This is a genomic window from Bacillus sp. FSL R5-0712 (assembly GCF_038593285.1).
Lineage (GTDB): Bacteria > Bacillota > Bacilli > Bacillales > Bacillaceae > Bacillus > Bacillus safensis.
The window spans coordinates 245,504-270,232 of record NZ_CP151981.1 but is presented as its reverse complement, the minus strand read 5'-3'; the positions used below and the strand labels follow the sequence as shown (position 1 = coordinate 270,232).

The following is a 24,729-nucleotide window of genomic DNA, read 5'->3' as shown; positions in this document are numbered from 1 at the left end:
GGTGATGTTATGAACGAAAAAGCTTTGCTATCTTATTTAACACATACAAATGATTTTATTTGGACTTATATTGTGATTGCTCTGTTACTTGGTGTTGGGGTGTACTTCACATATAGAACACGCTTCCTGCAAGTGAGAATGATCAAAGAAATGCTGCGTGTCCTGAAGGAAGGAAGAAAAGAAAAAGAGGGAATATCACCGTTCCAAGCATTTGCCATCAGTATGGCAGCACGCGTAGGGACAGGGAATATTACAGGGATTGCTATCGCTATTGCCATTGGCGGCCCTGGTGCCATCTTTTGGATGTGGATCGTAGCCATTATCGGATCTGCTTCAAGTTTCGTTGAAAGTACACTAGCTCAAGTATATAAAGTAAAAGACAAAACAGGTTTCCGCGGTGGACCTGCTTATTACATGGAAAAAGGGTTAAACAAGCGCTGGATGGGGATTTTATTTGCGATCCTGATTACGATTTCTTTTGGAATCGTCTTTAATGCGGTTCAATCAAATACGATCACTGTCGCTTTTAAAAACTCCTTCGGTTTAGACCGTTTAACCGTCGGTATTGTGATGGCTGTCATTTTTGCAGCGATCATTTTCAAAGGAATCCAAGCGATCGCAAAGGCTTCTGAATACATTGTCGTTGTGCTTGCGGTTGCTTACATCGGAATTGCGTTCTTTGTTATTGTCACAAATATCACGGAACTTCCTGGTGTCATCAGCACGATTGTGAAACACGCCTTCGGGTTTGAACAGTTTGCTGGCGGTACGCTAGGCGGTGCCTTATTACAAGGGATTAAACGCGGTCTCTTCTCAAATGAAGCCGGTATGGGTAGTGCACCTAACGCAGCAGCAACGGCTGTCACAAGCCACCCTGTTAAACAAGGATTAATCCAAGCATTCGGCGTGTTAACAGATACGTTAATTATTTGTACAAGCACAGCCTTCCTTGTTCTGTTTTCTGATGCGTATAAAACAACAAACCTGCAAGGAATTGAATTAACACAGGCTTCTCTTAGTCAGCATATTGGACCATGGGCCTCTGGCTTCCTTGCCATCATGATTTTCCTATTCGCGTTTAGTACATTGATCGGTAACTATTACTATGGGGAAACGAACATTGAATTCCTTGGAGCGAACAAAATTTGGCTTAACATCTATCGAATTGCCGTTATTGGAATGGTTCTGTTCGGTGCGGTTGCCACTGTTCCTCTCGTTTGGGGTCTAGCCGATCTCTTCATGGGACTCATGGTCATCGTCAACCTCATCGCCATTACCATGCTGTCTAAGGTCGCCTTCGCAGCACTGAAGGACTACACGAGACAGAAAAAAGAAGGCAAAGATCCTGTTTTCTATAAAAATGCCGTTCCAAACAATGAGAAAATTGAATGCTGGGACGACGAACCTGCTGCATTGAAAAAGAATCAAATCGGATAAATCAAAAAAGCTCTGGTCAACTGATCAGAGCTTTTTTCTTTATGTCAAAAATTCAAGTATGAGTTTGTTGACAACCTCTGGTTTCTCATGATTGATCCAATGAGAGGCATCATCGACAAAGATCAGCTGGCCATTTGGACAGATCTTTATCGTTTCCTTCGCCAGCTTTCTGCTTAAAAATTTGTCCTCCATCCCCCAGATCATGCGAACAGGAACGAGAATTCGTTTGGAAATTGGCTTTTCAAAGCCGCCTTTTTTGATGGCTCGATACCAATTCAGCATTGAGGTCAAGGCGCCTGGCTGTGTCCAAGCGAGCTTGTAGCTTGAGACATCTTCCTTCGTGAACAAATGTGGTCTTGCCGTCAGCCCAATGGCTTCATCCAGCTTTTGAAAATGATTTTCTTGAAGTGCTGCCTCTGGAGCATTCGGAAGCTGAAAAAAAGCGATATAGGAGCTTTTCTTCCACTGCGGCGGATAAAAAGGAAGAACCTTCATCATCACCCGCGGATGCGGCATATTGACAATGATTAATTTCTCGACATATTGAGAACGGGTTGAAGCCAAATGCCAAGCAACAGCTCCGCCCCAGTCATGTCCGCCGACAATCGCCTTTTGGTTCGGGCTCAGCGTCTTAATCAAACCCACAATATCATCTCTCAGTTTATCTAATACGTAGGATTCGACTCCTTCTGGCTTGTCACTTAGATGGTAGCCTCTTTGATCAGGAACAACAACACGATAGCCTGCCTCAGCCAAGGGGATGATTTGATTTTTCCAGCCGTACCAAAACTCAGGAAACCCGTGGAGCAGCACAAGCAGCGGGCCATTTTCTGGTCCAGCCATTGCTGTATGAAGTGTTACACCATTTGTTTGGATTGATTGAAACTCAATTTGTTCCATTCCTTTGCCACCCTTCTCCTTGTCCTTTTATTCTTCCAACATAGCATATTTTCCATTTTTCAGAAAATAAAAACACTCACAAAAAAACCTTCACACTCGTGAAGGTACAGATTGTTGACAAAGGGCTAAAATGATCTTGATTTTAGCCCTTTGTCTTCCTTTCAGCGTGATAGAAAACCTTTGAAGTCTAGGAAGGACGAGCATCGGAGCGGAGCGAATTTGACATTCGTGAGCACCGGAGCGCAGACCTGACACCGAATGCGAGGGTTTGTCTACACGCTGAAACTTCACACTCGTGAAGGTCTTCGTCTATTTCATATAATTCAGAACCCAGATCAACCCATTTTTCCGGTCCTGTACTTGTCCGTGAAGTGCGCCAAAGAAGGTATCCTGTAATTCGACCAGTACATCTCCATCAGCTTCCAGCGCTTCATAGACAGCCTTTAGTTCTTCTTCATTGTCAAACTGCATGATCAATCTGAGATTCTCTGGCTTTGGCGTGCGTCCAAATGTATCTGAAAAATGAAGCAGTGATTCCCCAAGATGCAATTCAGCATGCAGGACACGGTCTTGATGTTCATTTAAGATCTGAATATCCCCACCAAAAATCCCTTGATAATATTGAAGAGATTCTTTCACATCTTCTACAACAATATAAGGACTAACACTAATCATATCCCTCATCCTCCTCTTGTTCCGTCCATTATCTCTTTTATAGCTTATCCCAAATCGTATGAAAAAAGGCACAAATCGTCAACGGATTTGCACCTTTTTCTCATGAAGATTTCGCTAATTCACTATGTTTGTTTGAATACGCTGCGTACATGACGACACCGATTAACAGCCAAACCCCAAAGTAAAGCCATGTCCGGCCTGGTAAATTGAGCATAAGGAACAAGCAGCAGCCCATTGATATAATCGGCAAAACCGGCACAAAAGGAACCCTGAAGCCCCTCTCAAGCTGCTGATGTGTTTTTCTCAAAATAAGCACAGATAAACTGACCATGGCAAACGTTAATAACGCACCGATATTCGCTAAGTTGGACAGATCCTTCAAATCAATAAAGCCTGAAATAACAGCTGTCATTCCGCCAATCATCCATATGCTAGCAACAGGCGTATCGCTTTTGTTTGTTTTTGAAAACACTTTAGGCAAAAGTCCGTCTCGGCCCATCGCATAGGCAATTCGAGTTGCTGCATAATTATTGGCGAAAATCACAGCCATCAATCCAATGACCGCACCAACAGAAATAATACCAGCCACGCTATTTTGATGTACACTTTGCAGGACATATGACATAGCCTCTGTGACATTCAGCTGTGTATAGTGCACCATGCCTGTCATGACCAAACAAACGACAATGTAAATGATCGTACAAATAAGTAATGAACCTATGATCCCAATTGGCAGGTTCCGCTGCGGATTTTTCACCTCTTCTGCTGAAGCAGAAATTGCATCAAACCCTAAAAAGGCAAAAAATACAGCAGCAGCACCGGCAATGACACCTTCTGCGCCAAACGGCATAAACGGCTGCCAATTGGATGGCTGTACATAAAAGCCGCCTACTACAATGAAAAGAACAATAATACCGAGTTTCACAAACACCATGATATTATTAAATTTTTTACTTTCCTTCGTTCCTCTAGATAAGATCCACGCAATCAGTAGAGCAATGATAATCGCCGGCAGATTCATATATCCGCCTTGCTCCGGCCCCGCTAAGAATTGATGCGGAATCGAAATTCCAAATCCCTCAAGCAAGCTGTTGAAATAACTCGACCAGCCGCTGGCGACAGCTGAAGCAGTCAGCATATAAACAGACAATAAGGTCCAGCCCATCAAATGGCCTACAAGCTCGCCCATGGTCGTATATGAATAAATGTACGCACTGCCGAATACAGGAAGCGCTGAAGCCATTTCTGCATAACAAAGTGCTGCCAAACTGCACACAATGGCTGCAATCGCAAAGGAGAAAATAACAGCCGGTCCTGCATCCTTAGCCGCTGTTATACCAGTTAACACCATAACCCCTGTGCCAATCACTGCCCCTATACCAAGAAGCGTGAGATCTAGCCCGCCCAGTGTTTTCTTTACCTTTTGCTGTCTGCTCTGTTCCAACAAATCGTGAACGTGTTTCTTACGAAGAATATGTCGCAAACCCTTTCCCTCCAAAACGTTAGAAAAACAAAAAATCATTCAAATTTCATTATAGCAGAATAGGTACTAAGCATTCACAACCAATTCACGTAAATCTTTCTTCATAATTTTACCAAGCTTGTTTTTTGGCAGATCACTGATGAAATGAATGGATGGCACTTTGTAATCTGCCAAACGTTCCTGACAATAGTTCACCACATCTTCTTCGCAGAAATCGGCGGATTCGTCTTTTACGATATACGCACTTGGCACTTCACCATATAATTCGTCTGGCACCCCGATGACAGCTGATTCAATCACACCTGGTATTTGTTCAATGACTTCTTCTACTTGGTCAGGATAGATATTGTCTCCGCCGTATAAAATCACATCTTTGTATCTGCCTGTGATAAATAGAAAACCATCTTCATCTAGATAGCCTGCATCTCCCATATGGAACCAGCCATCTTTGAGTACCTTCGCAGTAGCGTCAGGCTGATGATAATAGCCTAAGAAATAAAATGGGCTTCTCATGACAACTTCGCCAATTTCTCCAGCTGGCAGTGTTTCCTCAGTCTCAGGATGAACGATTTTTACTTCTACATCTGGATCCACTTTACCAGCAGAGCCCATTTTATCCTCGCCCATCGCAGGATGCCACGCACTGACAACCCATGCTTCCGTGCTTCCGTAGCCATGCATCATCTGAATGCCTGCTTCTTTGTAGTCCTTAATCAAACGGACCGGCACCTTCGTACCGCCAGAAATCGCAATTTCAAAGGATGAAAGGTCATACGAACCGCGCTTCATTTCTTCCAGCATGTACGTATAAGCTGATGGGAAAGCCATCATGAACGTAATTCTTTCTTTTTCGATCGTTTCTAAAATGCGCTTCGGTGTTGCATCATGTAAGAAAACAAGTGTATACCCTTCAATGGCAGCAGCGATCAGATGATTAATTGAACTCATATGATAGAGAGGGTGACTCGCCAAGTACCGCTTTCCTTTCAAGTCAAATCCTCGATTCCCGCGTCTTGTTAAAAATTCATAGATTCGTCCATGTCCGACCATACAGCCTTTTGGATTCCCCGTTGTCCCAGAGGTAAATAAGATCATTGCTAGATCCTCTTCTGATACCTCTTCCGCAAGATCGCTGCCATCGTTTGAAGCCAATATGTCTTCAAACAGCTGCGTTGTTTTCGCATTCACACCAGATTCCACCATGAGGCAGTTGTCTAAAGACACATTCACCGCAGCAATCACATCACGGAATTCTCGGTCAAAAAATAAAGCCTTTGGCTCTGCTTTTTTCAAAATACCTTCCAGCTCAAAAGAAGTAAGCTGCCAGCTAAGCGGAACTGCGACTGCACCTGCTTTAATAGCTGCCAGCATAATCGTTGAAAAGTGATGATGGTTTTGACAAATAAAGCAAACGCGGTCACCTTTTCGAATTCCTTTTTGATTTAAGTAATGAGCAAGCTGGTCGATGCGTTTTGCATATTCTTCAAATGTATAAGACACCCCTCCGCCAGTTACCGCCTCAATTTGTGAAGAGCGTTCCATTCTGTCGTTTAGTAATGCCTGTAAAGTATTCAATATCTTCATCTCCAAACGTTTGATTTCCAATAGCCAATTTCCAGCGAATTGGGTTGGCAGATTTTATCTCATTCACATTCTAAAATAAAAACAGCTGAAAGTAAAATCATTTCATTTTGGAATTGTTCTTTATATTAATTGATAATATAGGTAATTTTATAGCCGTCTTCCATTTTGGTTTAAATCATGATGATTATTATGATAAGATAGACCTAGTAATTGATCGGAAAATGCGAATGCAATAGGAAAAGAGGTATGGAGAATGCAACATTTCGAGCTAGAGGCAAGTTTGTTAGACCATGCACTGACGAAGTATTTAAAGGCGACGAAACAAATAGATGAAGAAAATATTCCGAAAAACGTGACGAATGTTAAAGGGTTTATTTTACGTATCATCTACCGCCATCAATCATGTACTGTGAAAAATATTCTGCAGGAAGTTTCATTATCTCCCTCTGCAACAACAACCGCTCTCAATCACTTAGAAGACGAAGGGCTGATCATCCGCTCTCGAAATAATAATGACCGCCGTACAGTGTGGATTGAACTCTCTGAATCGGGTGAACAAATTGCTAAACAAATGATCGACAATCGCCAGCTGCTTGTGAATCAATTGTTCAACCACCTTTCAGAGGAAGATAAAAAAACATTTTTTGAATTAATCGAAAAAATGATGGACGAGCACACATTAAAGGCTTAGGAATTACTCCTAAGCCTTTAAATTTTCGACAAAGGGCTAATAGCCCTTTGTCTTCTTTTCAGCGTCATAGAAAACCTTTGCAGCCCTAGGAAGGACGAGTACTGGAGCGGAGCGAATTAAACATTCGTGAGCACCGGCACGCAGACCTGACACCGAATGCGAGGGTTTGTCTACACGCTGAGGCTTAGGAATACTCCTAAGCCTTCTTTTTATGGCTTTAAAACGACCTTTATACAATCATCCTGTTTGTCATTGAAGATGTGGTACGCATGTGCAGCTTCATCTAATGGTAATTTGTGAGTGATAATGGCTCTAGGATCAATTTCACCGCTTGTCACTTTTTGATAGAGCTTTGACATGTATCCTCTCGCCGGGGCTTGGCCCATTTTCAGGGTGACGTTTCTTGCGAAAAAAGCGCCTAATGGAAACATGTTGTACAGGCCGCCGTACACACCCGTCATCTGCACTGTTCCACATTTGCGAACGGCTTTTGTGGCAATTTGAATGGGTCCAATCGTTCCGCCTTGGAGTTTGAGCTTTTGCTCAATTTTTTCAAGCGGCGACTTCTTCCCGTCCATTCCCACACAATCAATCACAACATCGGCCCCGCCCTTGGTAAGCTCCTTTAACGTTTCTCCCATGTCGGGATCTTCTGTAAAGTCAAAGACTTCAACGCCGCTCATTCGTTTTGCATGCCGCAGGCGGTAATCAATGTAATCGACGGCAATCACACGTTCTGCTCCTTTTTGCCAAGCAAATTGCTGCGCCATTAACCCAACAGGTCCGCAGCCTAGCACAATGACCGTATCGCCTTTTTTCACACCTGCGTGCTCTACACTCCAATAGGCGGTTGGCAGGACATCTGATAAGAACAGCAATTGTTCATCCTCCAGCTCACAATCCTCTGGAATCTTAAACGGTGTATAGTTGCCAAAAGGTACGCGTAAATACTCTGCCTGTCCTCCGGGGTAATTCCCATATTTCTCACTATAGCCAAAAAGTCCACCCGAATCGTAGTGCGGGTTTGAGTTGTCACATTGGCTTTCTAAGTGATGATCGCAATATTGGCATTTACCACATGCAACTGTAAATGGAATGACGACACGGTCTCCCTTTTTTACGGCTGTGACATCCGGGCCAACTTCCTCCACAATCCCCATTGGTTCATGCCCAATCACATAGCCGATTGGAAGGGGGAAATTCCCCTGATACAAATGTAAATCTGATCCACAAATTGCTGTTGATGTAATACGTATGATCACATCTTCCCGATCTTGAATCGACGGTGCATCTACTTTCTTCACTGCAATGCTATTTTTCCCTTGATAAGTAACAGCTCTCACATGGATTTCCTCCTTTAGCTCAAGTCATCTTTACATAGCTTCACCTTGAATGAATGGTTCATTCATCAAATGAGAAATTTATGTGGAGGAGGCAAAAAACAAAAAAAGCCTGTCGATTGTTTCGACAGACTCATGATGTCGTGTAACGCGTTACACACTTATTCCTTTTCGACAAAAAACAAATCATATTGAGTTGAAGTCTCCCGATTGAACATGAAATTCCCTTCTTGAATAAAATAGGGGCATATACTTGGGCTTGGAGATTCTTCAAACTGCTCATACACCTGCTCAATTTCTCCTGGAAGCAGCAAAACCAACATTTTATTTGAATGAGACACAAATTCATAAGAGTGGATCGTATCCGGCGGGATATAGGCAAAGTCACCCGGCATCAAGCAAATATCCTCTCCGTTCAAATGAAGGTTCATCTTCCCTTCAACACAATAGATTGCTTCTGTATGAACTTGATGATAATGCGGCGGGAAATATTTCTCCTTCGCTCCTTCAACCACAAAATAACTGAATCCGCCTCCTGTTGTTTCTACTGTTGCAATCAGCTCATGAATCTGACCATCAATGATGTATTGCTTCCCTTCACCAGCCTCTAATACATAAGGCTGTACCTCGTGAGGGAGCTGACTATGAAATAAAACGGAGGGCCTCGTTGTATTAGACAGTTCTCTGATTCCATGCATCAGGATGATATCGCTTTCTTTTTCAGCCTGCTGAAAACTGGCTGCATCGAAAGCATGATGAGTCATAGACCATTCATTCTGAAAAAGCCTTTTCCCAATTTGCTGATAGACATCTGTCATTTTTCCGCCCAGCGTATATGAAATAAATCTTGTTTTATGACTATGCATTCTGTAGCCATGAATCGTTTTGGGCGGGATATGAATATAATCAAAGGCTGTGACCATGTATTTTTTACCGTCCAGCATCACTTCAAGCTTTCCTTCCAGCACAAAAATGGTTTCAAATAAGTGCTCATGACAGTGCAGCGGGAAATATGCTCCTTTCCCACCTGTGATTAAGGCAAGCTCAAACAGCTGATTCGTTTGATTTGCTTCTGCCAGCATATGAACAAGCTGATTCTCCAGCCCATACAGCTTTCCGGAACCAGACACGGTATAAAAAGAGGTACCTTCGGATTGCTTCATCGATTGCGGTTGCTCCGACATCCCATCACTCCTCATGACAAATTGACTATCTATATTATATAGACCAATTGATATAATAGATAGACAATATGCGAGAGATTTTACTCTTCTCGCATAAATAAGTGTCTAAGGTAACTTTTTACGTGTTCTAAAGGGGTCGTTTGTTTGAGTGCAGTGGTCATCGATAAACCCCCGATGACCATTGAGTGAAGGAGAGAAGCCAGCTCATCCGCTTTGTTTTCTTCATACCCGCTGTTCATTAGCTTTTCTTTTACAAGCTCCTGCCAGCGGATCATTTCTTGTTTGCATGCAGCATGAAGCTGCGCGTTTTCAGGCTTGGACTCTGCCGCAAGCAAGACAATTGGAATCCCTCTTTCACTTTCTTTCTCCATAAATCCTCGAATGATCTTTGTCATAAAACGATCGATGGCGATATATGGGTCATCCGAATAGGCAAAGCCTTCTTCAATTTGATTGATGACCTTTTGACTAATGTATTCAACAGATGCAATGGCCAGCTCTTCTTTTCCATTTGGAAAGTAATAATAAAGAGAGCCTTTAGGTGTGCCGCTCTCTCTGATAATTTGATTCAATCCTGTCGCATGGTATCCCTGTTTACGTAAAAGAAGTGCTGCCGTTTGAATGATTTTATCCTTCGTACTCACGTGTGACACTCTTTTCCCTCCATAGACCAAAGTCGCTTATCATGCGTTATCGATTTAATTGACTAGTTCCTTTCCAAATCGAAGATGTCTCCATTTCTGCCGCAAGCCTGAGCAGCCAGTCCTCTTTTCCTTTAGGTGCTGTCACTTGTACCCCTAAAGGCAAGCCCGCGCTAGTCAGATGAACAGGAACACTCATTGATGGCTGACCTGTTAAGTTGGCAAGCTGTGTAAATGGGGTGTAGGTCAAGCTCTTAAGGAACATGTCATAAATAAGATCTTGCTGTGCTTGCATGGAAAGAGATGACACACGTAAAAGTGCGGCTGTTTCCTGATCTGAATGCATAAGCTCACCTACCTTTGGAGCTGAATAGGCAGTAGCTGGTGTCACATAGAGATCGTAGGTTTGATGAAATGACGCCATTTGTGCAGCAGCCCGATCCCACGCATCAAGACTTTCTGTATAAGCAGCAGCGGTCACATTCTTGCCAGCCTCCGCCAGCACCCATGCCACGATGTCCGTTTCCTCCGGCTTTACTGGACGCCCTAACGAACGAGCCAAGGAAGTGAATAACGCAGACATTTCTCCGCTGTTCATCACGTAATATTGCTGCATGAGATGAATCCCATCAATTTCCGGCTTGGCTTCTTCTACTTGATGGCCTTGCTCACTCAGCCATTTCACTGTTTGCTGAACCGCCTGCTTCGCCTCCTCACTGACCTTCGTACCAACTGGAGATTCTACGCTGTAAGCAATTCGCATAGAAGATGTACGTTTCACCAGATCCTCTTGGTAACTGCCATCGTATAATGGGGTTTGGAAAGCAGCTTCAGGCTGAATGACTTGAAGAAGATCAAGAAGGGCTGCACTGTCCCGCACTGTTTTTGTGAGTGTAAAGTCAATGGAAGCCCCTTGCCACTGCCTTCCTGCGCCTGGGCCTACCGGCGTTCTTCCCCGCGTAGGCTTAAGGCCGAACAAACCGGTAAAGGATGCTGGAATCCGGATGGAACCACCGCCATCACTTGCTCCGCCAGCAGGTACAATGCCGCTTGCAACAGCTGCTGCTGTCCCGCCGCTTGAGCCGCCCGGAGAATAGTCCGTATTCCAAGGATTTCTCGTTGGACCATGTAACGCAGGCTCCGTCACATTTCTTAAACCGAATTCCGGTGTATTTGTATGTCCGATCATGAGAAAACCAGCCTGCTTCAACCGATCAACAAAGTGCGAATCCGAATTTGCTTTTACATCCTTTAACAGCAAAGCTCCTGCTGTCAGCGGTTCATTTTTTATCCCTTGTGATATATTTTTCAGCACAAACGGAACGCCCGCAAATGGCTGATACTCATGTAACTCCTTGATGTCTTTTAAAACTTGTTCTTGTCTCGTCCGTATCACAGCGTTTAGTTCTGGATTGACCTCATTCAATCTATCAAATGCCGCCTGCATAAGCTCCTCGGGCGTTACCTGCTTATTTCGCACAAGTGCTGCCAAGCCAGTCGCATCATACGTCATATACTCTTTTACGTTCATCAGCATGTCCTTCTTTCTCTTATCATGATGTCTCTATTGTCTACTAGAATTCTATGAATTTCAATTTCAGGTTACTTGTAAAAATAACTTTCTGAACAAGACGACAATTCTACTATCCCATCCCTCTGCTTTCTCCGATATAATAGAGAAAAAAAGACCGAGGTCATCGGATGAGAGGAGCCACGCATTGAAAAAGAAATTACTTATCGTCATTGCGTTTCTTCTTGCGTTGACAACTGCTTTGCCCTTCCATTCGCAGGCAGCTGCACCGCCAAAAGAAACAGATGTCATCATCGTCTATAAAAATCAAAAAGGAAAACAAACAGCTATTGAGGAAAGTGAGAAAGTAAACGCACAGTACATACATCTTCCCGCTGTCGCTGTGACAGCAGATGAACAAGCGGTCACCTCACTCAAAAAAGACCCAAACATCGCTTACGTCTCAAAAAACGTAAAGGTCAAACTCGCGGCTTCTACTGTGAAGAAAACAGCCGCTGCTACTAATCAAGATGCATTGGTACAAAAATCTTACAATCTGCAAAAACTAAATATAAAGCAAGCAATAAAAGAAGGCGTCACTGGTAAAAATGTAAAAGTAGCCGTTTTAGATACTGGTATTTTCCCACACGAGGATTTAAAGGTATCCGGCGGTAAATCATTCGTGAACTACACATCCTCTTATAAAGATGATGAAGGACATGGCACACATGTCGCCGGCACGATTGGTGCGCTTAATAACGATTATGGAACAGTCGGCGTCGCTTCCGGTGTGAAGCTGTATGCTGTGAAAGTGTTAGATAAAAAGGGAGAAGGCGACCTGTATAGTCTGCTTCGAGGCATCGATTGGGCGATTACCAACAAGATGGACATTATTAATTTAAGTTTAGGCTTTGAAGACAATATCCCCATCTTGCGTTCAGCAGTAGATGAAGCCTATAAAAAGGGCCTGCTCGTGGTTGCTGCAAGCGGAAATGATGGGAAAAAGAATTATATTAGCTACCCTGCTGCTTACAATAGTGTCATTGCCGTTTCTGCAACAACTTCCAAAGATAAACTCGCGTCTATCTCGAATACAGGAAAAGGGATTGAATTTTCTGCCCCTGGCGAGAACGTTATCAGCACTTATTTAAAAAATGAATATTGGTATGCAACGGGGACATCACAAGCTGCACCGCATGTCACAGGAATGCTGGCCCTGTTAAAGCAGCTTCATCCGAAGAAAACAAATGCACAGCTTCGCACTTTATTGCGCAGCTATACAGTGGATCTTGGCGCAAAAGGGAAGGATCCGCAATTCGGCTATGGCCGCGTGCAATATGTGCCGCAATCCACCTTTTTAAAGGCTGCGGCCAGTGCTGTCAAAACAGCCGAAACATCTAAAAAGCAGGCAGATGTCAATCAAGCCAAAACGAGAATTGGCCGGCTCACTGCAAGCAAGCAAAAAACAGCACTCACAGAACGGGTGAAGAAAGTCCAAGCAGCCATTGATATCCGCTCGGCACGTGCAAAGGTCAAAACAGCCGAAAAAAACAAAACACAGGGCGCTATAAAAAGTGCTCAAACGGCCATCAAAAAACTAAATAAAGGCAAAGAAAAAACAAGCCTGCAAAACCGGCTCGACAAGGTCAAAAAACAAGTCGCTTATCAAAAGAAAGTGACGGACGCTAAACAAAAGGTCAAAAAAGCGGAAGCCAAACGAACAAAGAAAACAAAAGCAGCGGCTCAAAGCGCTGTCAAACAGCTAAAAGCCTCCAAAACAAAAACCAATTTACAAAAACGATTAAACCGTATTAAGGTTTAACAGAAAAAACGATTCCTTTCAGCGAGGAATCGTTTTTTTCTATTTCAACATTGGCTCAAACAAGCTGTGATGATATTTCCCTTCGGCATCTGCCCTCACTTGACCGAGAATGCTTTCTAACGAAGCCGTCACGCTCTCTAATGCCCGCCGCACTGTACCGTGTTCAAAATCCGCTAAACTCTCCGGCAATTCATCTTCATCCAGCACAAAGACATCACCATTCGGAAGAACGAGAAGATCAATAATGAGGTCTTCAAACATGACCAGCTGGCCGTTGAACTGTGTATCTCCCACAATATTAAAATAAGATCCTAGTTCCTTCCCTTGATCATCTCTCCAGAAATATATGTTATAAGGACGATCCTTCCAATAATAGGCGGTCGTATAGCTCCCTTTTGGAATGGTTAGAGCACCCTCACCTGCCCTCATCGTAAACGGTTCTTCAATCTTGTGAAACAGCACAGCCTGCTGTCCCTGTGCGTCTAACAGCTGACAGGTATGTTCCACAACTTTTTGATCGTATTTGATTTTTCTCTCGATGACTTTATCCCAACGATCCGCATGCAGCGAAAACAACATGTCACAACTCCCTCTAAACATCTCGTTTCTTTCCAGTATACACCGATTTTTTCTGAAGAAATAAAGGATCGCCTCATTTACTTATGGAAGACCTATGATGAGGTGAAATAAATGAACGGAATCACGATTCTTGAAAACTTTACACAAATTGGACAAATCATCCTCATGATTTGCGGCTATGTCCTTTATTGGCAGCTGGTGAAAACGAAGAAAGAACGAAAGCTGTCTCCTTACGAGCGCATGTTAAAATTCTTTGTCATGTTAGGTTTCATCTCGTGGGTGGTATCCTATTGGGCGCTGGCACTGTGGGCGTAAATTGAAAAAAGGAAGAGCTGTCCATGGAGGTAAGCTCTTCCTTGATTACACGTTATACTATGAACCTGCCGGCTGTTCTTTCTTGATCACATATTGATAGCTCTTGACATGTGTCCCATTTTGGTTCACAAATTCTTTATCAAGCGCACGCTCAAAGCCCATTCTTTCATATAGGCGAATGGCAGCCTGCATTTTATCAGATGTATGAAGATACAGGACATTTTCGCCCCATGATTGCGTCAGTTCAATACTTTTACGCAACAATGACTCAGCAATCCCTTTTCCCCTCACATCGGGATCTACTCCTAAAAACCGGACGATGGCTGATGTAATGCCCATTTCAGGTTTGTCATACGCTTGCTCTGATGACCGGAACATTTGAAGCGTCCCCACGATCTTGCCGTCAAGTTCCGCCACAAGCATCAGCTCCATGTTCGGATTATCTACAGCTGCTGCAAGCGCGGCAGAATAATTTTGCCAGCCTTCCTCTGTAAATTGAGGTTCATACTGTGCATAGGATTTGATCAGCACGCGTGTGATGGCCTCATGATCTTCTTTGACTGCTTGACGAATGATCAGCTCTTGCTGCTTCATGTCAGCACCTCCTGCTCTCTATTAGTGGGTATACGCATCATACAATCACTGCATGCGATCACCTTACTCTTTTCTCTACTCATTCAATGTAAAGAGTCTCATTCGAAAGATCAATCATTTTGCACGGAATCATCTTTGAAAATTTTTCATTGAAAAGGAACGCTTGATTCATTATGCTGTGTTGAGGAAGTATACGAGGAGTGTTGTCATCATATGAGTTCTTTATCTTATCCCCAAGAATCGAAAAAAAGTCGATTTCTCCTAGCCGCATTGCTCGGATCTTTAACAGCCCTTGCTCCGCTGGCAATGGATATGTATTTACCTGCTTTGCCTCATATTGCTCGTGATTTTGAGGCGAGCACGGCGTTGTCTCAATTAAGTCTGATGGCTTGTCTCATCGGACTGGCGCTTGGCCAGCTGATTGCAGGTCCGATCAGCGATACGATCGGCAGAAGAAAGCCGCTGATGGTTGGGTTGATCATCTTTATTGCGGCATCCCTTCTTTGTACAGTGGTCACATCGATTTGGACGTTCATTCTTCTTAGATTGATTCAAGGACTTGCTGGTTCAGCTGGCATTGTCATTGCACGAGCCATTGTCCGAGATCATTATGAAGGATCAGAAATGACGAAATTCTTTGCACTGCTGATGTTAGTCAATGGGGTTGCTCCGGCAGCCGCGCCTATTGCAGGCGGACAGATTTTACGCTTCACGACATGGCAGGGTGTATTTGTCCTACTCGGAATTCTCGGGGCATTGATGCTGCTGAGATCGATTTTTTCACTGCAAGAAAGCTTACCCGCAGAGCGTAGACAGACGGGGGGCTTTCAACAGATTGCAGGCGCGATGAAAATTTTAGCCAGTGATCGTCTCTTTGTTGGATATGCTCTCTCACAAGGTCTTGTATTCGCAGCGATGTTTGCCTATATTTCTGGTTCACCGTTTGTGCTTCAGGAAATTTTCAACCTTTCTCCACAAGGATTTAGTGCGGCCTTTGCGGTAAATAGTCTTGGAATCATCACGGCTGGACAAGTATTTGCCCGAGTCGCTGCGAAAATCGGCGAAGAGAAAGTCCTTCGCATTGGATTGCTGACAGCTGCATTAGGCGGAGTCACTTTATTTTTGATGATCTCGATTGATGCAGGATTGTACGGCATTCTGATTCCGCTGTTTTTTGTTGTCTCAAGTGTTGGAATTGTCGGCACCTCTGCGCCGTCTCTTGCGATGCAGCATCACGGAGCGCATGCAGGAAGTGCAGCTGCACTGATCGGTGTTGCGCAAATGCTGCTAGGCGCTTGCATGACACCTCTTGTCGGACTAGCCGGAAGCCAAACAGCCTTTCCAATGGGTCTGATCATCATGCTTTGTGATCTAGGCGCACTTTGCTGTTATTTCTTCTTTGTGGCCCGGGCGAAAAAAAGACCCGCATAAGCGGGTTTAAAGACTGTTGACAAAGGGCTAAAATGATCTTGATTTTAGCTCTTTGTCTTTTTTTCAGTGTGATAGAAAACCTTTGCAGCCCTAGGAAGGACAAGCATCGGAGCGCAGAACTGACAAAGAATGCGAAACACCATATATCATATACGGATACTGAGTTTCTACTGACAAATCAATAGCTATCTCTCTAATTTAGGTCGCAATTTAAAATTGCGTCTGAAGAAAGAATATAGCGAGTTTTGATCTCCATTTTGCAGCTGTGAAGTTTAAAAGTCTCCTTTTACTTCTCTTTAAAGAAATATCATGGTATTTATCGATACACCCTAACATGTCTAAGTACTTCATAAACATGTCTTTTTTTACAGCGCTCTTTTCTCTTTCCACAACTCTTCTGAATCATTTTTGTGACCTCTACACCTTTTACTAGTGATTTAGAATTATTCTCTTAAAAGCAAAAACTATTAATAATGTCGATTGTACGGACAATAATTAGGTGTTATTACTCATTTTTGCAAAAATACCAAATAAGGAAGGTAAATGTAATATTTACATATAAATAGTTAAATGCAACAAAAATATTAAATAGGAGGAAATTTTTATGTCTAAGAAAAAAAAATCATTCTTGCAATTAATATTGATTTTTTCCCTGATTTGTTTTAGTTTTTCTTCAACTGCAGGGGTTTCTGCGAAAGAAGGTGATTCTTCAATTGTTCCAATCAAGGGAGATGCTGCCGCTGAAATGGTCAATATAGCGCTTGATGCTATAGAGAACGGGGAAGTTAAAGCTATAGCACCTGTAGATACATACGGATTGAAAAAATCCAGTGTTTATAAAGTGGGTGGTGGCGTTACAGCTGTTACAGTTCCTATAAATGGAGATTATAGCCTTCCTAGTAATATCACTCTTTTCATTGATGAGGATCATACCGTCTTACAGGCAAATGAAATGTTGGTGACAAAGAATGACAAGGGTAATTTCAAGGTTGAGACTTATGTGGATGGTTCTCTTGTAAAGTCAGTTGATACCGAGCTATCTTATATGTCAGATGAAGAATTACTTGCAGAAAATCCTCCTGAAATTCAAACACAGGGCGTAAAAGCAAAAGCAGCTTGCATTGCATCAGTGCTTGGAATTGGTAGTGGTGCGGCTTATTTAATTGCGGTTGGTTGTGCTGGTTCATGTGCAGCTCCAACGCCGGTTACTGCTCCAATATGTGCAGCATGTATTGGCGCATATGCAGTTCTTGGAGCTGGTGGGATGGGTGCAGTAGTTGCTTGTTTCAAATTGTGAGTCTGAGGGTGTTTCTATGAATAAATTATTAGCGATGTCAATATTAGGATTAGGAATTAGTGGTGCGGCTTTAGTTCTCTCGGTCTCTTTGTTATTCAAAGACCCAAACGAAAACTTTGTGCTGATGTTTGCTGCTGGTTCAGCTGGCGCATTCACAGTTTTCACTGTCTCATCCCTAGTTCTTCGAAAACGTTTGAATCACTTAAGTGATAAAAAGTAAATCCTCTCTAAGGGATAAATATACCTTTATAAAAACAGCCAGTTGTCGAAAATCTTTCGATGACTGGCTGTTTAGTTTCAATTGAATTCAGGTATTGTACAGGGACCTGTATTTCAATAACATTTTTACAATAAAAAAGACACCAGAGGGATCATTCAACGGTAACACATTATCCTACCTCCCCCTTCTCTTTTAAAGTTTTTTGCTTTCTTATATCAGGGTCACCGGGTCAAATGGTCATATTAAAGCATTTGTCCAAGAACAAAGAATATTTGGAAAGGATGAGTAACAAGAAACATCTGAAGAGAGGATTGAAGACAATGGCCAAACAAACCGAAAAATCCATGACCAAAAAACAGGCAGCAGCACTTGTTGCACTTTCTAAAAAAAATAAAATTATTAAGAAGGCAAAATAAAAAAGAGCTTATGCAAGCTCTTTTTTGTTGTCTTCATATTCTATAATTTCACTTTACAAGATCCATCATGAACACAGATTTGTTCACCTTAAATGTATTGGCAATCTTGCCAGAGTTTGTCTACACGCTGAGACCCGCATAATCGGGTTTTTCATTTATTATGGCTTGCTCCAATTGATGGTGCGGAACACGTTGCTCTGGTCATTGTTGTGATATGCATCTAAATCAAAGCCTGATAGTCCAAAACCAATTGTCATGACAATTCCTCCGGCAACGGTGAAGATGATCCCCCATTTGATGCATTGCTTTTTTAAATCATTCACGTTCATACTCTCACGACCTTCTTTTTAAACATTCCCATGAATGCCTTAGTGGTTTGAATAGTCATTTGCACAAATAGCTTAGTCAAATACGCCGTGGCTATGCCGCTTAATAATCCGACACCTAATAGAAGAATACCAACACCAACCTGCGTCACCACCACATGCAAACCGTCCTGAAAAATAAATGGAGAACCAATGATACTCCAAAAACCGCCGAGCAGACCAGTAAGCGTCAATGCACCTGTCACGAGTGGAATGCACCAAATCACCATATACACAGAAAGAATCAGCAGGAAGACTGTTGCTAGAATACTGCCCCATAACGGAAAACCTAAAATGAGAATGGAGAGTCTTGTGGCTTTTTCTCCAAACGTCGGCACCTGAACGGTTTTGATTCCTTGTTCCTTCATAATTCCTTCAGCGATCATAGCAGGCTGCCCGACTTGATGAACCGCTTCCTGTTCACTGTAGCCATCTTCCTGATAATCCTCAATCATTTCATCGTAGTATTCGATAAACCGATCACTATCTTTGTCGCCTAGAAGATGCAGATGCTTCTTTAGGCTGCTCAAAAATTCTTTTTTATTCATTGCCCTGTCCTCCAGAAATAAAGTCGTAAATCGCCATCACCTGATCCCATTCCTCTAAAAACTGCGCCATATGCTCCCGCCCGCTTTCTGTCATGCGGTAGTATTTTCTTAATCGACTGTTATGTTCCTGGGAATAGGTCTCCACATAATTGTTTTGCTCTAAACGCTTTAAAATCGGATACAATGTCGATTCTGAAATCTCAATACAATGGGACATATCTTTAATGATTTGATAACCATAGGAATCGCCTTTCTTTAATACCGCCAGTACACAAAATTCCAGTAATCCTTTTTTTAATTGTGCATTCATGTTTACAACTCCTAACTCTTTATACTATACATTACATAGTATTGTGTGACAAGAGGTATAGAGAATAAAAAAAGACCCGTTTTAGGGTCTTTTAGCTCTTTGTCTACTTTTCATTTTTATATATTTACAAATCCTTCTCCGAACACATCGCGTACGTCATGGACAACAACGAATGCGTCTCGATCTATTTTCTTAATAATTTTCTTAAGGCGCATGAGCTCCTGCTTTTGAATGACCGCGTACAGAATTTCCTTCGATTCCTTTGAATAATGACCGCGTCCGTTTAAAATCGTTACGCCTCGGTCCAGGGTGTGATTGATTTCTTCCGCAATATCATCTTTGCATGAAGAAATAATCGTCACTGCCTTTTTCGTGTTAAGTCCTTCTATCACAAAGTCCATCACCTTTGTCGCCACGTACAGCATCACAATGGTAAACATTAATTTTTCCGCACCAATAATAAAATAGGAAGCAAATACAACGATCAGATCAAAGAACAAGATGGCATAGCTCACGTTCCAGTCTAAATACTTGTTGGCAATTCTTCCGAGAATGGCAGAACCCGCCGTTGTTCCACCGGCTCTGAGCACAAGACCAATCCCAATTCCGATGATAATTCCTGCAAAAATCGCTCCAATGATCAATTCGTGTACATTCACGACCCATGTTGTGGTCAGGTGTAAAAATAGGGAGTTACTTGCAACGGCAACCACCGTATAAATCGTGGTCTTTTTGTCCAAGTATTTATATCCCACAAGTAATAAGATCGCATTCAACACAAGGTTCGTCAGCCACGGTGCTATTTCAAACAAATAATAAAAAATGATGGACAGCCCCGTGACACCGCCTTCACCAAATTCAAGCGGAATGACAAACATGTTCACTGCTGCGGCAAATAAAAAAGAACCAACTAGAATCATCGCTATATCTTTTACACATTTTTTCAATTTCTTCTTTCCTCCTTTTTTAAGCATATAAAAAACCCTCTTTCTGCACGAAAGAAGACAGTCGTTGGACAACATAAAAATCAAAAGACGGCGTGCCTTTTGATGAAGCTTTCTGAAATCAATCTTTCCATAATATATATCTCTTTTTAGAGGCTGTCAATGACTTGGTTTTCTATTATTTTGACTGCATTTTTATGCATCAAAACCCGCATGTTTTCTGGGTTTTTCCGCCCTACGATGCTTTTTCCTCTCCTTGACAAAAACACTTTAGTCATTTAAACTACTGCCTCATATCATATCCATCATTTCCGATCTAAAAAGGAGGCTGTTTGATTCCATGAATCCTATTCAAAGCCGTTTACAGGCTCACGCACCTTTGATTTTAGACGGTGCATTAGCAACAGAGCTTGAACGAAAGGGCTGTAACTTAAACGATCGTTTATGGTCAGCCAAAATACTTATTGAACAGCCACAATTGATTCAGCAAGTACACTTGGACTACTTCCAAGCAGGTGCTGACTGCGCAACAACCGCCAGCTACCAAACAACGATTGAAGGCTTTGCTGAAAAAGGCTATACAAAAGAAGAAGCGATTGAACTCATGAAATGCTCTGTCACTTTAGCGAAAGAGGCACGCGATCTTTTTTGGCAGGATGAAGCGCGTCGTGAAGGACGGACAAAACCATTTGTCGCTGGATCTGTGGGGCCATTCGGCGCTTATTTGTCTGATGGTTCAGAATATAAAGGAAATTACGGACTCTCAGAGCAGGCTCTCATTGATTTTCACAGGCCAAGAATTCAGGCATTAGTAGAAGCGGGTGCAGATATTCTTGCCTGCGAAACGATTCCTTGTCTGATTGAAGCAACTGCCATTGCAAAGCTGCTGCAAGATGAATTCAGCGGGACATCTGCTTGGATCACATTCAGCGCAAAGGATGGCCTGCACATTAGTGAAGGTGATTCCATACGAGAATGTGTACAGGCGCTTGAGCCTTATGAACAAATCGCTGCCGTCGGCGTGAACTGTACGCCGCCGCAATTTATTACTTCTCTTATTCAAGAGATGAAAAAGGGAACGAGCAAACCGATTGTGGTTTATCCAAACTCAGGTGAAATATATGATCCTGAAGAAAAGGTATGGAGCGGAGATACGTCTCATCTTACTTTTGGGGAATGTGCGCATCAATGGTACAAAGACGGCGCGCATATCATCGGCGGCTGCTGCCGCACGACTCCAGAAGATATCAATGACATCTTAAAAAGAACCACATCATAGCATCATGAATCATCACACATACTTTTAAGCAAAAGGGCGGGAAGACATGGAACAAGCAAAAGATCAGTCACAACAATATCAACGAAAAATGACGAGCCGGCACCTGTTCATGCTTTCTCTTGGCGGCGTCATTGGAACAGGGCTCTTTTTAAGCTCTGGGTATACCATCAATCAGGCCGGACCTGCGGGGACCATTCTTGCCTATCTTGTCGGGGCTTTAATTGTCTACCTCGTGATGCTTTGTTTAGGCGAGCTGTCTGTCGCAATGCCGGTCACAGGGGCTTTTCATACGTATGCAACAAAATATATTGGACCTGGTACAGGCTATACGGTCGCTTGGCTATACTGGCTGACGTGGACAGTGGCACTCGGTTCGGAATTTACAGCGGCAGGACTATTAATGCAGCGCTGGTTTCCAGACACTTCGGTTTGGATGTGGAGTGGCATTTTTGCTCTTCTCATCTTTTTACTGAATGCATTTACAGTCAAGTTTTTTGCAGAATCAGAGTTTTGGTTTTCCAGTATTAAAGTGATGGCTATTATTCTCTTTATTATTCTTGGCGGAGCTGCAATGTTTGGTTTGATCCCATTAAAAGGCGGTGAGGCCGCTCCGTTCTTTTCTAACTTCACTGGCGAAGGCGGACTTTTCCCAAACGGCTTTTTACCGATTTTAATGACGATGCTTGCTGTCAATTTTGCTTTTTCAGGTACAGAGTTGATTGGGATTGCTGCGGGTGAAAGCGTCAATCCTGACGAGACCATTCCAAGAGCAATTCGCACAACCGTCCTGCGTCTCGTCCTGTTTTTCGTTGGAACGATCGTTGTGTTGGCTGGCTTGATTCCAGTAGAAGAAGCCGGGGTGATCAAAAGCCCATTTGTCGTGGTATTTGACCGTATCGGGATTCCTTATGCCGCAGATTTCATGAATTTTGTCATCCTGACCGCGATCTTATCTGCCGCAAACTCAGGATTATACGCATCATCTCGTATGCTTTGGTCGCTTTCTGAGGAACGGACACTTCCTAAAAAACTGGCGAAGCTGACGTCAAAAGGCATTCCTTTGAATGCACTCATTTTAAGTATGATCGGTGGTATTCTTTCTTTGCTATCGAGCGTGATCGCACCAGAAACAGTATACCTTGTCCTTGTATCAATCTCTGGACTGGCTGTTGTGGTTGTATGGATGGGGATTGCTGCCTCACAGTTTATGTTTCGGAAAAGATTTTTACAGGAAGGCGGACAGCTTCATGATTTATCCTTTCGAACACCGCTCTATCCAGTAGTTCCGATTGCAGCCTTCCTCCTATGTCTTGCATCTGTCATCGGCATTGCCTTTGATCCAAATCAGCGGATTGCCCTCATCTGCGGCATTCCTTTCATTGCGCTCTGCTATGCTGCCTATTACGTGACAGCTTGGATTCAGAAAAAACGAGAAAAACCTGGTGTATAAAAATCAGGTTTTTTTCATTGACAAAAAAGGATATCGCTAGTAAAAGAAGCACACTTTGGTATATGATAGGAATCTATGATTTTCAGGATGAACCAAGGGAGTTGTCGTGAATATGGAAATGACCATTACAAGAGCATTAAGTGAACTGAAAATGTTAGATAAAAGGATCAACCGAATTGTTGATGACGCCGTACTTGGTGGATTGATGATCGGGAAACATATACAGCACGGATTTCAGAATCAAGAAGAAGTTGAAAAAAAGGCGAAGGCTGATGATCAATCGATTCAAGCTTTAATCAAACGCCGAAATGCCATCAAATCGGCCATCGTTGTATCGAATGCGACCACAATGATTGATGTGGCGGGTGTCCGTATGACGGTGGCAGAAGCGATTGAACGTAAGACGTCGATAGACTACGATATTCGTTATTTACGGAAAATGAAACAGGTGTACAAAGAGCTGGTCGACAAAGCTGAACAAACGAATGAAGATGTGAAAAAGAGACTTGATCAGCATTTAGAGACCTTGTTTGGAAAAGATGGAAAGACACAAGCGGCTGCTAACCAAGAGATTGTGAAGTCTTTTCTAGCTGAAAATGAGGCGGTGATCATCGATCCGCTTCGCCTTCGAGTGAAAATTGAACAGCTTTCGAAAGAAATTGAAGATTTTCAAATGGAAGTTGATTTTTCCTTGTCTGAAAGCAATACACTAACGAAAATACAGATCGATTAATTGATTTTGTTAGTGAGCCGAAAATCGATAGAACTAAACACCTCCGAGGGAAAGGTCATTCCCTCCTCATCTGATGATCATCTTAGGATGATCCTTGATAAAAGCTCAAAGCTGAACGTTCAAGGATCAAAGTTCAAGTGTGAAAGTTCTTATCCATCAAAACTCAAGATTAAAAGTTAAACGCTCGATCGAATCTGGGAATAACGGCTGATGAGTGTTTGTTTATCGACTCTTTCGGTTGCCGCCCAGCAGGTTTGCTAACAAAAACAAAGGGCTAAAATGATTTTCATTTTAGCCCTTTGTTTTTTTTTCAGCGTGATAGAAAACCTTTGCAGTCTAGGAAGGACGAGCACTGGAACGGAGCGAATTTGACATTCGTGAGTACCGGAGCGCAGACCTGACACAGAATGCGAGGGTTTGTCTACACGCTGAAGGATGTCACCTGATGACATCCTTTTTTTCTATGAGATTAGTAACGTGATGTATATGCCAAATGGTACACACTTGTGACATTTGAAGATAGTTTGATGTCGTTTGACGTGAACGTCACTGGAACGATATCGTAGTAATGTGTTGACCAGCCTGCATTATTGTATGATTGGTAGCCTGCACCTGCAGGAACTTGAAACGTCAGTGAAAACTGTCCATTCTCATCTGTTGAGCCTGTCGCTGTTTGAGCATATGATTTGATGGCTGCTTCAAAATAAAGCTTGATCGGCTGATTAGGCATGAGGTTTCCGCTTGCATCTTTTAGTGTCCCTTTAAACGTAGCTGGATAATAAGAACCCACGCGATATTTACTGCCATAGCCGTAATTCACTATTCCACTATCGGCTGCTGTGACACTTGTTACTTGTACGGATGCTGGTACTGCACCTGTTTCTTCAGCATGTGCAAAGCTTGGGAATACGAGAAGCAATGATAGAACGAAAGCAAACATGATTTTTTTCATCGATAAATCCTCCTTTTTTTTCCTACTAT

General features: G+C 42.8%; 25 protein-coding genes. 10 read left to right on the top strand and 15 right to left on the bottom strand.

Annotation, left to right across the window (positions count from 1 at the left end; all coding sequences use genetic code 11):
• Positions 1–9 precede the first annotated feature (9 nt).
• Complete coding sequence (locus NSU11_RS01495) at positions 10–1,437, top strand: alanine/glycine:cation symporter family protein (RefSeq protein ID WP_024427211.1); 1,428 nt, start codon at positions 10–12, stop codon at positions 1,435–1,437.
• Positions 1,438–1,476: 39 nt separating this feature from the next.
• Here the strand turns inward: NSU11_RS01495 and NSU11_RS01490 are convergent, their stop codons facing one another.
• The 4 genes from NSU11_RS01490 to NSU11_RS01475 all read right to left on the bottom strand — a co-directional run bounded on the left by NSU11_RS01490 (position 1,477) and on the right by NSU11_RS01475 (position 6,070).
• Positions 1,477–2,337 (bottom strand): alpha/beta hydrolase, encoded by an 861-nt coding sequence (locus NSU11_RS01490; RefSeq protein WP_024427419.1) that lies wholly within the window; start codon positions 2,335–2,337, stop codon positions 1,477–1,479.
• A 309-nt stretch (positions 2,338–2,646) separates the two neighbouring features.
• Positions 2,647–3,012 (bottom strand): VOC family protein, encoded by a 366-nt coding sequence (locus NSU11_RS01485; RefSeq protein WP_025092526.1) that lies wholly within the window; start codon positions 3,010–3,012, stop codon positions 2,647–2,649.
• Between the two features lie 100 nt (positions 3,013–3,112).
• Entirely contained in the window at positions 3,113–4,495 is a 1,383-nt protein-coding gene (locus NSU11_RS01480; RefSeq protein ID WP_024424380.1) for an amino acid permease, read from the bottom strand.
• A 66-nt stretch (positions 4,496–4,561) separates the two neighbouring features.
• The gene (locus NSU11_RS01475) at positions 4,562–6,070 is read right to left on the bottom strand and encodes an AMP-binding protein (protein WP_024424381.1); all 1,509 of its coding nucleotides are present in this window, start codon (positions 6,068–6,070) and stop codon (positions 4,562–4,564) included.
• A 262-nt stretch (positions 6,071–6,332) separates the two neighbouring features.
• On the opposite strand from NSU11_RS01475, the gene NSU11_RS01470 reads away from it, so the two are divergent.
• Positions 6,333–6,770 (top strand): MarR family transcriptional regulator, encoded by a 438-nt coding sequence (locus NSU11_RS01470; protein ID WP_012008812.1) that lies wholly within the window; start codon positions 6,333–6,335, stop codon positions 6,768–6,770.
• A 209-nt stretch (positions 6,771–6,979) separates the two neighbouring features.
• On the opposite strand, the gene NSU11_RS01465 is transcribed toward NSU11_RS01470, so the two are convergent.
• The 4 genes from NSU11_RS01465 to NSU11_RS01450 form a co-directional block, all read right to left on the bottom strand.
• Positions 6,980–8,113, bottom strand: coding sequence for a zinc-dependent alcohol dehydrogenase (locus tag NSU11_RS01465; protein WP_024424382.1), 1,134 nt, complete (start codon positions 8,111–8,113; stop codon positions 6,980–6,982).
• A gap of 158 nt (positions 8,114–8,271) precedes the next feature.
• Positions 8,272–9,294 carry a quercetin 2,3-dioxygenase gene (locus tag NSU11_RS01460; RefSeq protein WP_342493756.1) on the bottom strand — a complete coding sequence of 341 codons (1,023 nt, stop codon included), beginning with the start codon at positions 9,292–9,294 and terminating at the stop codon, positions 8,272–8,274.
• Positions 9,295–9,374: 80 nt separating this feature from the next.
• Positions 9,375–9,947, bottom strand: coding sequence for a TetR/AcrR family transcriptional regulator (locus tag NSU11_RS01455; protein ID WP_024424384.1), 573 nt, complete (start codon positions 9,945–9,947; stop codon positions 9,375–9,377).
• Between the two features lie 37 nt (positions 9,948–9,984).
• Positions 9,985–11,466: an amidase gene (locus NSU11_RS01450; RefSeq protein ID WP_024427425.1), complete on the bottom strand. Its 1,482-nt coding sequence runs from the start codon at positions 11,464–11,466 to the stop codon at positions 9,985–9,987.
• 187 nt (positions 11,467–11,653) lie between these two features.
• Here NSU11_RS01450 and NSU11_RS01445 point away from each other — a divergent pair, with 187 nt between their 5' ends.
• The gene (locus NSU11_RS01445) at positions 11,654–13,267 is read left to right on the top strand and encodes a S8 family peptidase (RefSeq protein ID WP_056764956.1); all 1,614 of its coding nucleotides are present in this window, start codon (positions 11,654–11,656) and stop codon (positions 13,265–13,267) included.
• Positions 13,268–13,306: 39 nt separating this feature from the next.
• Here NSU11_RS01445 and NSU11_RS01440 read toward each other — a convergent pair whose 3' ends face one another.
• Positions 13,307–13,846, bottom strand: a complete 540-nt coding sequence (locus NSU11_RS01440) for a DUF402 domain-containing protein (protein ID WP_311164999.1) — start codon at positions 13,844–13,846, stop codon at positions 13,307–13,309.
• Between the two features lie 111 nt (positions 13,847–13,957).
• Between NSU11_RS01440 and NSU11_RS01435 the strand changes: the two genes are divergently transcribed.
• Positions 13,958–14,161, top strand: coding sequence for a hypothetical protein (locus tag NSU11_RS01435; RefSeq protein ID WP_311164998.1), 204 nt, complete (start codon positions 13,958–13,960; stop codon positions 14,159–14,161).
• Positions 14,162–14,218: 57 nt separating this feature from the next.
• Here NSU11_RS01435 and NSU11_RS01430 read toward each other — a convergent pair whose 3' ends face one another.
• Entirely contained in the window at positions 14,219–14,755 is a 537-nt protein-coding gene (locus tag NSU11_RS01430; RefSeq protein ID WP_149126039.1) for a GNAT family N-acetyltransferase, read from the bottom strand.
• A gap of 213 nt (positions 14,756–14,968) precedes the next feature.
• Here NSU11_RS01430 and NSU11_RS01425 point away from each other — a divergent pair, with 213 nt between their 5' ends.
• From NSU11_RS01425 to NSU11_RS01415, 3 genes are all read left to right on the top strand, one after another.
• Positions 14,969–16,186 carry a multidrug effflux MFS transporter gene (locus NSU11_RS01425; protein ID WP_149126040.1) on the top strand — a complete coding sequence of 406 codons (1,218 nt, stop codon included), beginning with the start codon at positions 14,969–14,971 and terminating at the stop codon, positions 16,184–16,186.
• 604 nt (positions 16,187–16,790) lie between these two features.
• Positions 16,791–17,483, top strand: a complete 693-nt coding sequence (locus tag NSU11_RS01420) for a hypothetical protein (RefSeq protein ID WP_213404971.1) — start codon at positions 16,791–16,793, stop codon at positions 17,481–17,483.
• Between the two features lie 16 nt (positions 17,484–17,499).
• Complete coding sequence (locus NSU11_RS01415) at positions 17,500–17,703, top strand: hypothetical protein (protein WP_034283153.1); 204 nt, start codon at positions 17,500–17,502, stop codon at positions 17,701–17,703.
• Between the two features lie 574 nt (positions 17,704–18,277).
• Here the strand turns inward: NSU11_RS01415 and NSU11_RS01410 are convergent.
• The 4 genes from NSU11_RS01410 to NSU11_RS01395 all read right to left on the bottom strand — a co-directional run bounded on the left by NSU11_RS01410 (position 18,278) and on the right by NSU11_RS01395 (position 20,289).
• Complete coding sequence (locus tag NSU11_RS01410) at positions 18,278–18,448, bottom strand: hypothetical protein (protein ID WP_167364606.1); 171 nt, start codon at positions 18,446–18,448, stop codon at positions 18,278–18,280.
• The gene (locus tag NSU11_RS01405; RefSeq protein ID WP_024427430.1) at positions 18,445–19,032 is read right to left on the bottom strand and encodes a DUF1700 domain-containing protein; all 588 of its coding nucleotides are present in this window, start codon (positions 19,030–19,032) and stop codon (positions 18,445–18,447) included. Before NSU11_RS01405 ends, NSU11_RS01410 begins: the two co-directional genes overlap by 4 nt.
• On the bottom strand, positions 19,025–19,342 hold the full coding sequence (locus tag NSU11_RS01400) for a PadR family transcriptional regulator (protein ID WP_024424392.1): 318 nt from the start codon (positions 19,340–19,342) through the stop codon (positions 19,025–19,027). The genes NSU11_RS01405 and NSU11_RS01400 overlap by 8 nt, the downstream gene beginning before the upstream one ends.
• Positions 19,343–19,458: 116 nt before the next feature.
• On the bottom strand, positions 19,459–20,289 hold the full coding sequence (locus NSU11_RS01395) for a YitT family protein (RefSeq protein ID WP_024424393.1): 831 nt from the start codon (positions 20,287–20,289) through the stop codon (positions 19,459–19,461).
• Between the two features lie 337 nt (positions 20,290–20,626).
• Between NSU11_RS01395 and mmuM the strand changes: the two genes are divergently transcribed.
• The 3 genes from mmuM (at position 20,627) to NSU11_RS01380 (ending at position 23,748) form a co-directional block, all read left to right on the top strand.
• The gene (mmuM, locus tag NSU11_RS01390) at positions 20,627–21,565 is read left to right on the top strand and encodes a homocysteine S-methyltransferase (RefSeq protein WP_342493755.1); all 939 of its coding nucleotides are present in this window, start codon (positions 20,627–20,629) and stop codon (positions 21,563–21,565) included.
• 46 nt (positions 21,566–21,611) lie between these two features.
• Positions 21,612–23,015 (top strand): S-methylmethionine permease, encoded by a 1,404-nt coding sequence (gene mmuP, locus NSU11_RS01385; protein WP_024424395.1) that lies wholly within the window; start codon positions 21,612–21,614, stop codon positions 23,013–23,015.
• A 112-nt stretch (positions 23,016–23,127) separates the two neighbouring features.
• Entirely contained in the window at positions 23,128–23,748 is a 621-nt protein-coding gene (locus tag NSU11_RS01380; protein WP_171463904.1) for a hypothetical protein, read from the top strand.
• A gap of 469 nt (positions 23,749–24,217) precedes the next feature.
• On the opposite strand, the gene NSU11_RS01375 is transcribed toward NSU11_RS01380, so the two are convergent.
• Positions 24,218–24,700 carry an Ig-like domain-containing protein gene (locus NSU11_RS01375; RefSeq protein WP_171463903.1) on the bottom strand — a complete coding sequence of 161 codons (483 nt, stop codon included), beginning with the start codon at positions 24,698–24,700 and terminating at the stop codon, positions 24,218–24,220.
• Positions 24,701–24,729: the final 29 nt, after the last annotated feature.

Coding starts and splice junctions, on each gene's coding strand:
- NSU11_RS01495 (WP_024427211.1), top strand. CDS start 10: ATGAACGAAAAAGCTTTGCTATCTTATTTAACACATACAAATGATTTT.
- NSU11_RS01490 (WP_024427419.1), bottom strand. CDS start 2,337: ATGGAACAAATTGAGTTTCAATCAATCCAAACAAATGGTGTAACACTT.
- NSU11_RS01485 (WP_025092526.1), bottom strand. CDS start 3,012: ATGATTAGTGTTAGTCCTTATATTGTTGTAGAAGATGTGAAAGAATCT.
- NSU11_RS01470 (WP_012008812.1), top strand. CDS start 6,333: ATGCAACATTTCGAGCTAGAGGCAAGTTTGTTAGACCATGCACTGACG.
- NSU11_RS01460 (WP_342493756.1), bottom strand. CDS start 9,294: ATGTCGGAGCAACCGCAATCGATGAAGCAATCCGAAGGTACCTCTTTT.
- NSU11_RS01450 (WP_024427425.1), bottom strand. CDS start 11,466: ATGAACGTAAAAGAGTATATGACGTATGATGCGACTGGCTTGGCAGCA.
- NSU11_RS01440 (WP_311164999.1), bottom strand. CDS start 13,846: ATGTTGTTTTCGCTGCATGCGGATCGTTGGGATAAAGTCATCGAGAGA.
- NSU11_RS01435 (WP_311164998.1), top strand. CDS start 13,958: ATGAACGGAATCACGATTCTTGAAAACTTTACACAAATTGGACAAATC.
- NSU11_RS01430 (WP_149126039.1), bottom strand. CDS start 14,755: ATGAAGCAGCAAGAGCTGATCATTCGTCAAGCAGTCAAAGAAGATCAT.
- NSU11_RS01425 (WP_149126040.1), top strand. CDS start 14,969: ATGAGTTCTTTATCTTATCCCCAAGAATCGAAAAAAAGTCGATTTCTC.
- NSU11_RS01420 (WP_213404971.1), top strand. CDS start 16,791: ATGTCTAAGAAAAAAAAATCATTCTTGCAATTAATATTGATTTTTTCC.
- NSU11_RS01415 (WP_034283153.1), top strand. CDS start 17,500: ATGAATAAATTATTAGCGATGTCAATATTAGGATTAGGAATTAGTGGT.
- NSU11_RS01410 (WP_167364606.1), bottom strand. CDS start 18,448: ATGAACGTGAATGATTTAAAAAAGCAATGCATCAAATGGGGGATCATC.
- NSU11_RS01405 (WP_024427430.1), bottom strand. CDS start 19,032: ATGAATAAAAAAGAATTTTTGAGCAGCCTAAAGAAGCATCTGCATCTT.
- NSU11_RS01400 (WP_024424392.1), bottom strand. CDS start 19,342: ATGAATGCACAATTAAAAAAAGGATTACTGGAATTTTGTGTACTGGCG.
- mmuM (WP_342493755.1), top strand. CDS start 20,627: ATGAATCCTATTCAAAGCCGTTTACAGGCTCACGCACCTTTGATTTTA.
- mmuP (WP_024424395.1), top strand. CDS start 21,612: ATGGAACAAGCAAAAGATCAGTCACAACAATATCAACGAAAAATGACG.
- NSU11_RS01380 (WP_171463904.1), top strand. CDS start 23,128: ATGGAAATGACCATTACAAGAGCATTAAGTGAACTGAAAATGTTAGAT.
- NSU11_RS01375 (WP_171463903.1), bottom strand. CDS start 24,700: ATGAAAAAAATCATGTTTGCTTTCGTTCTATCATTGCTTCTCGTATTC.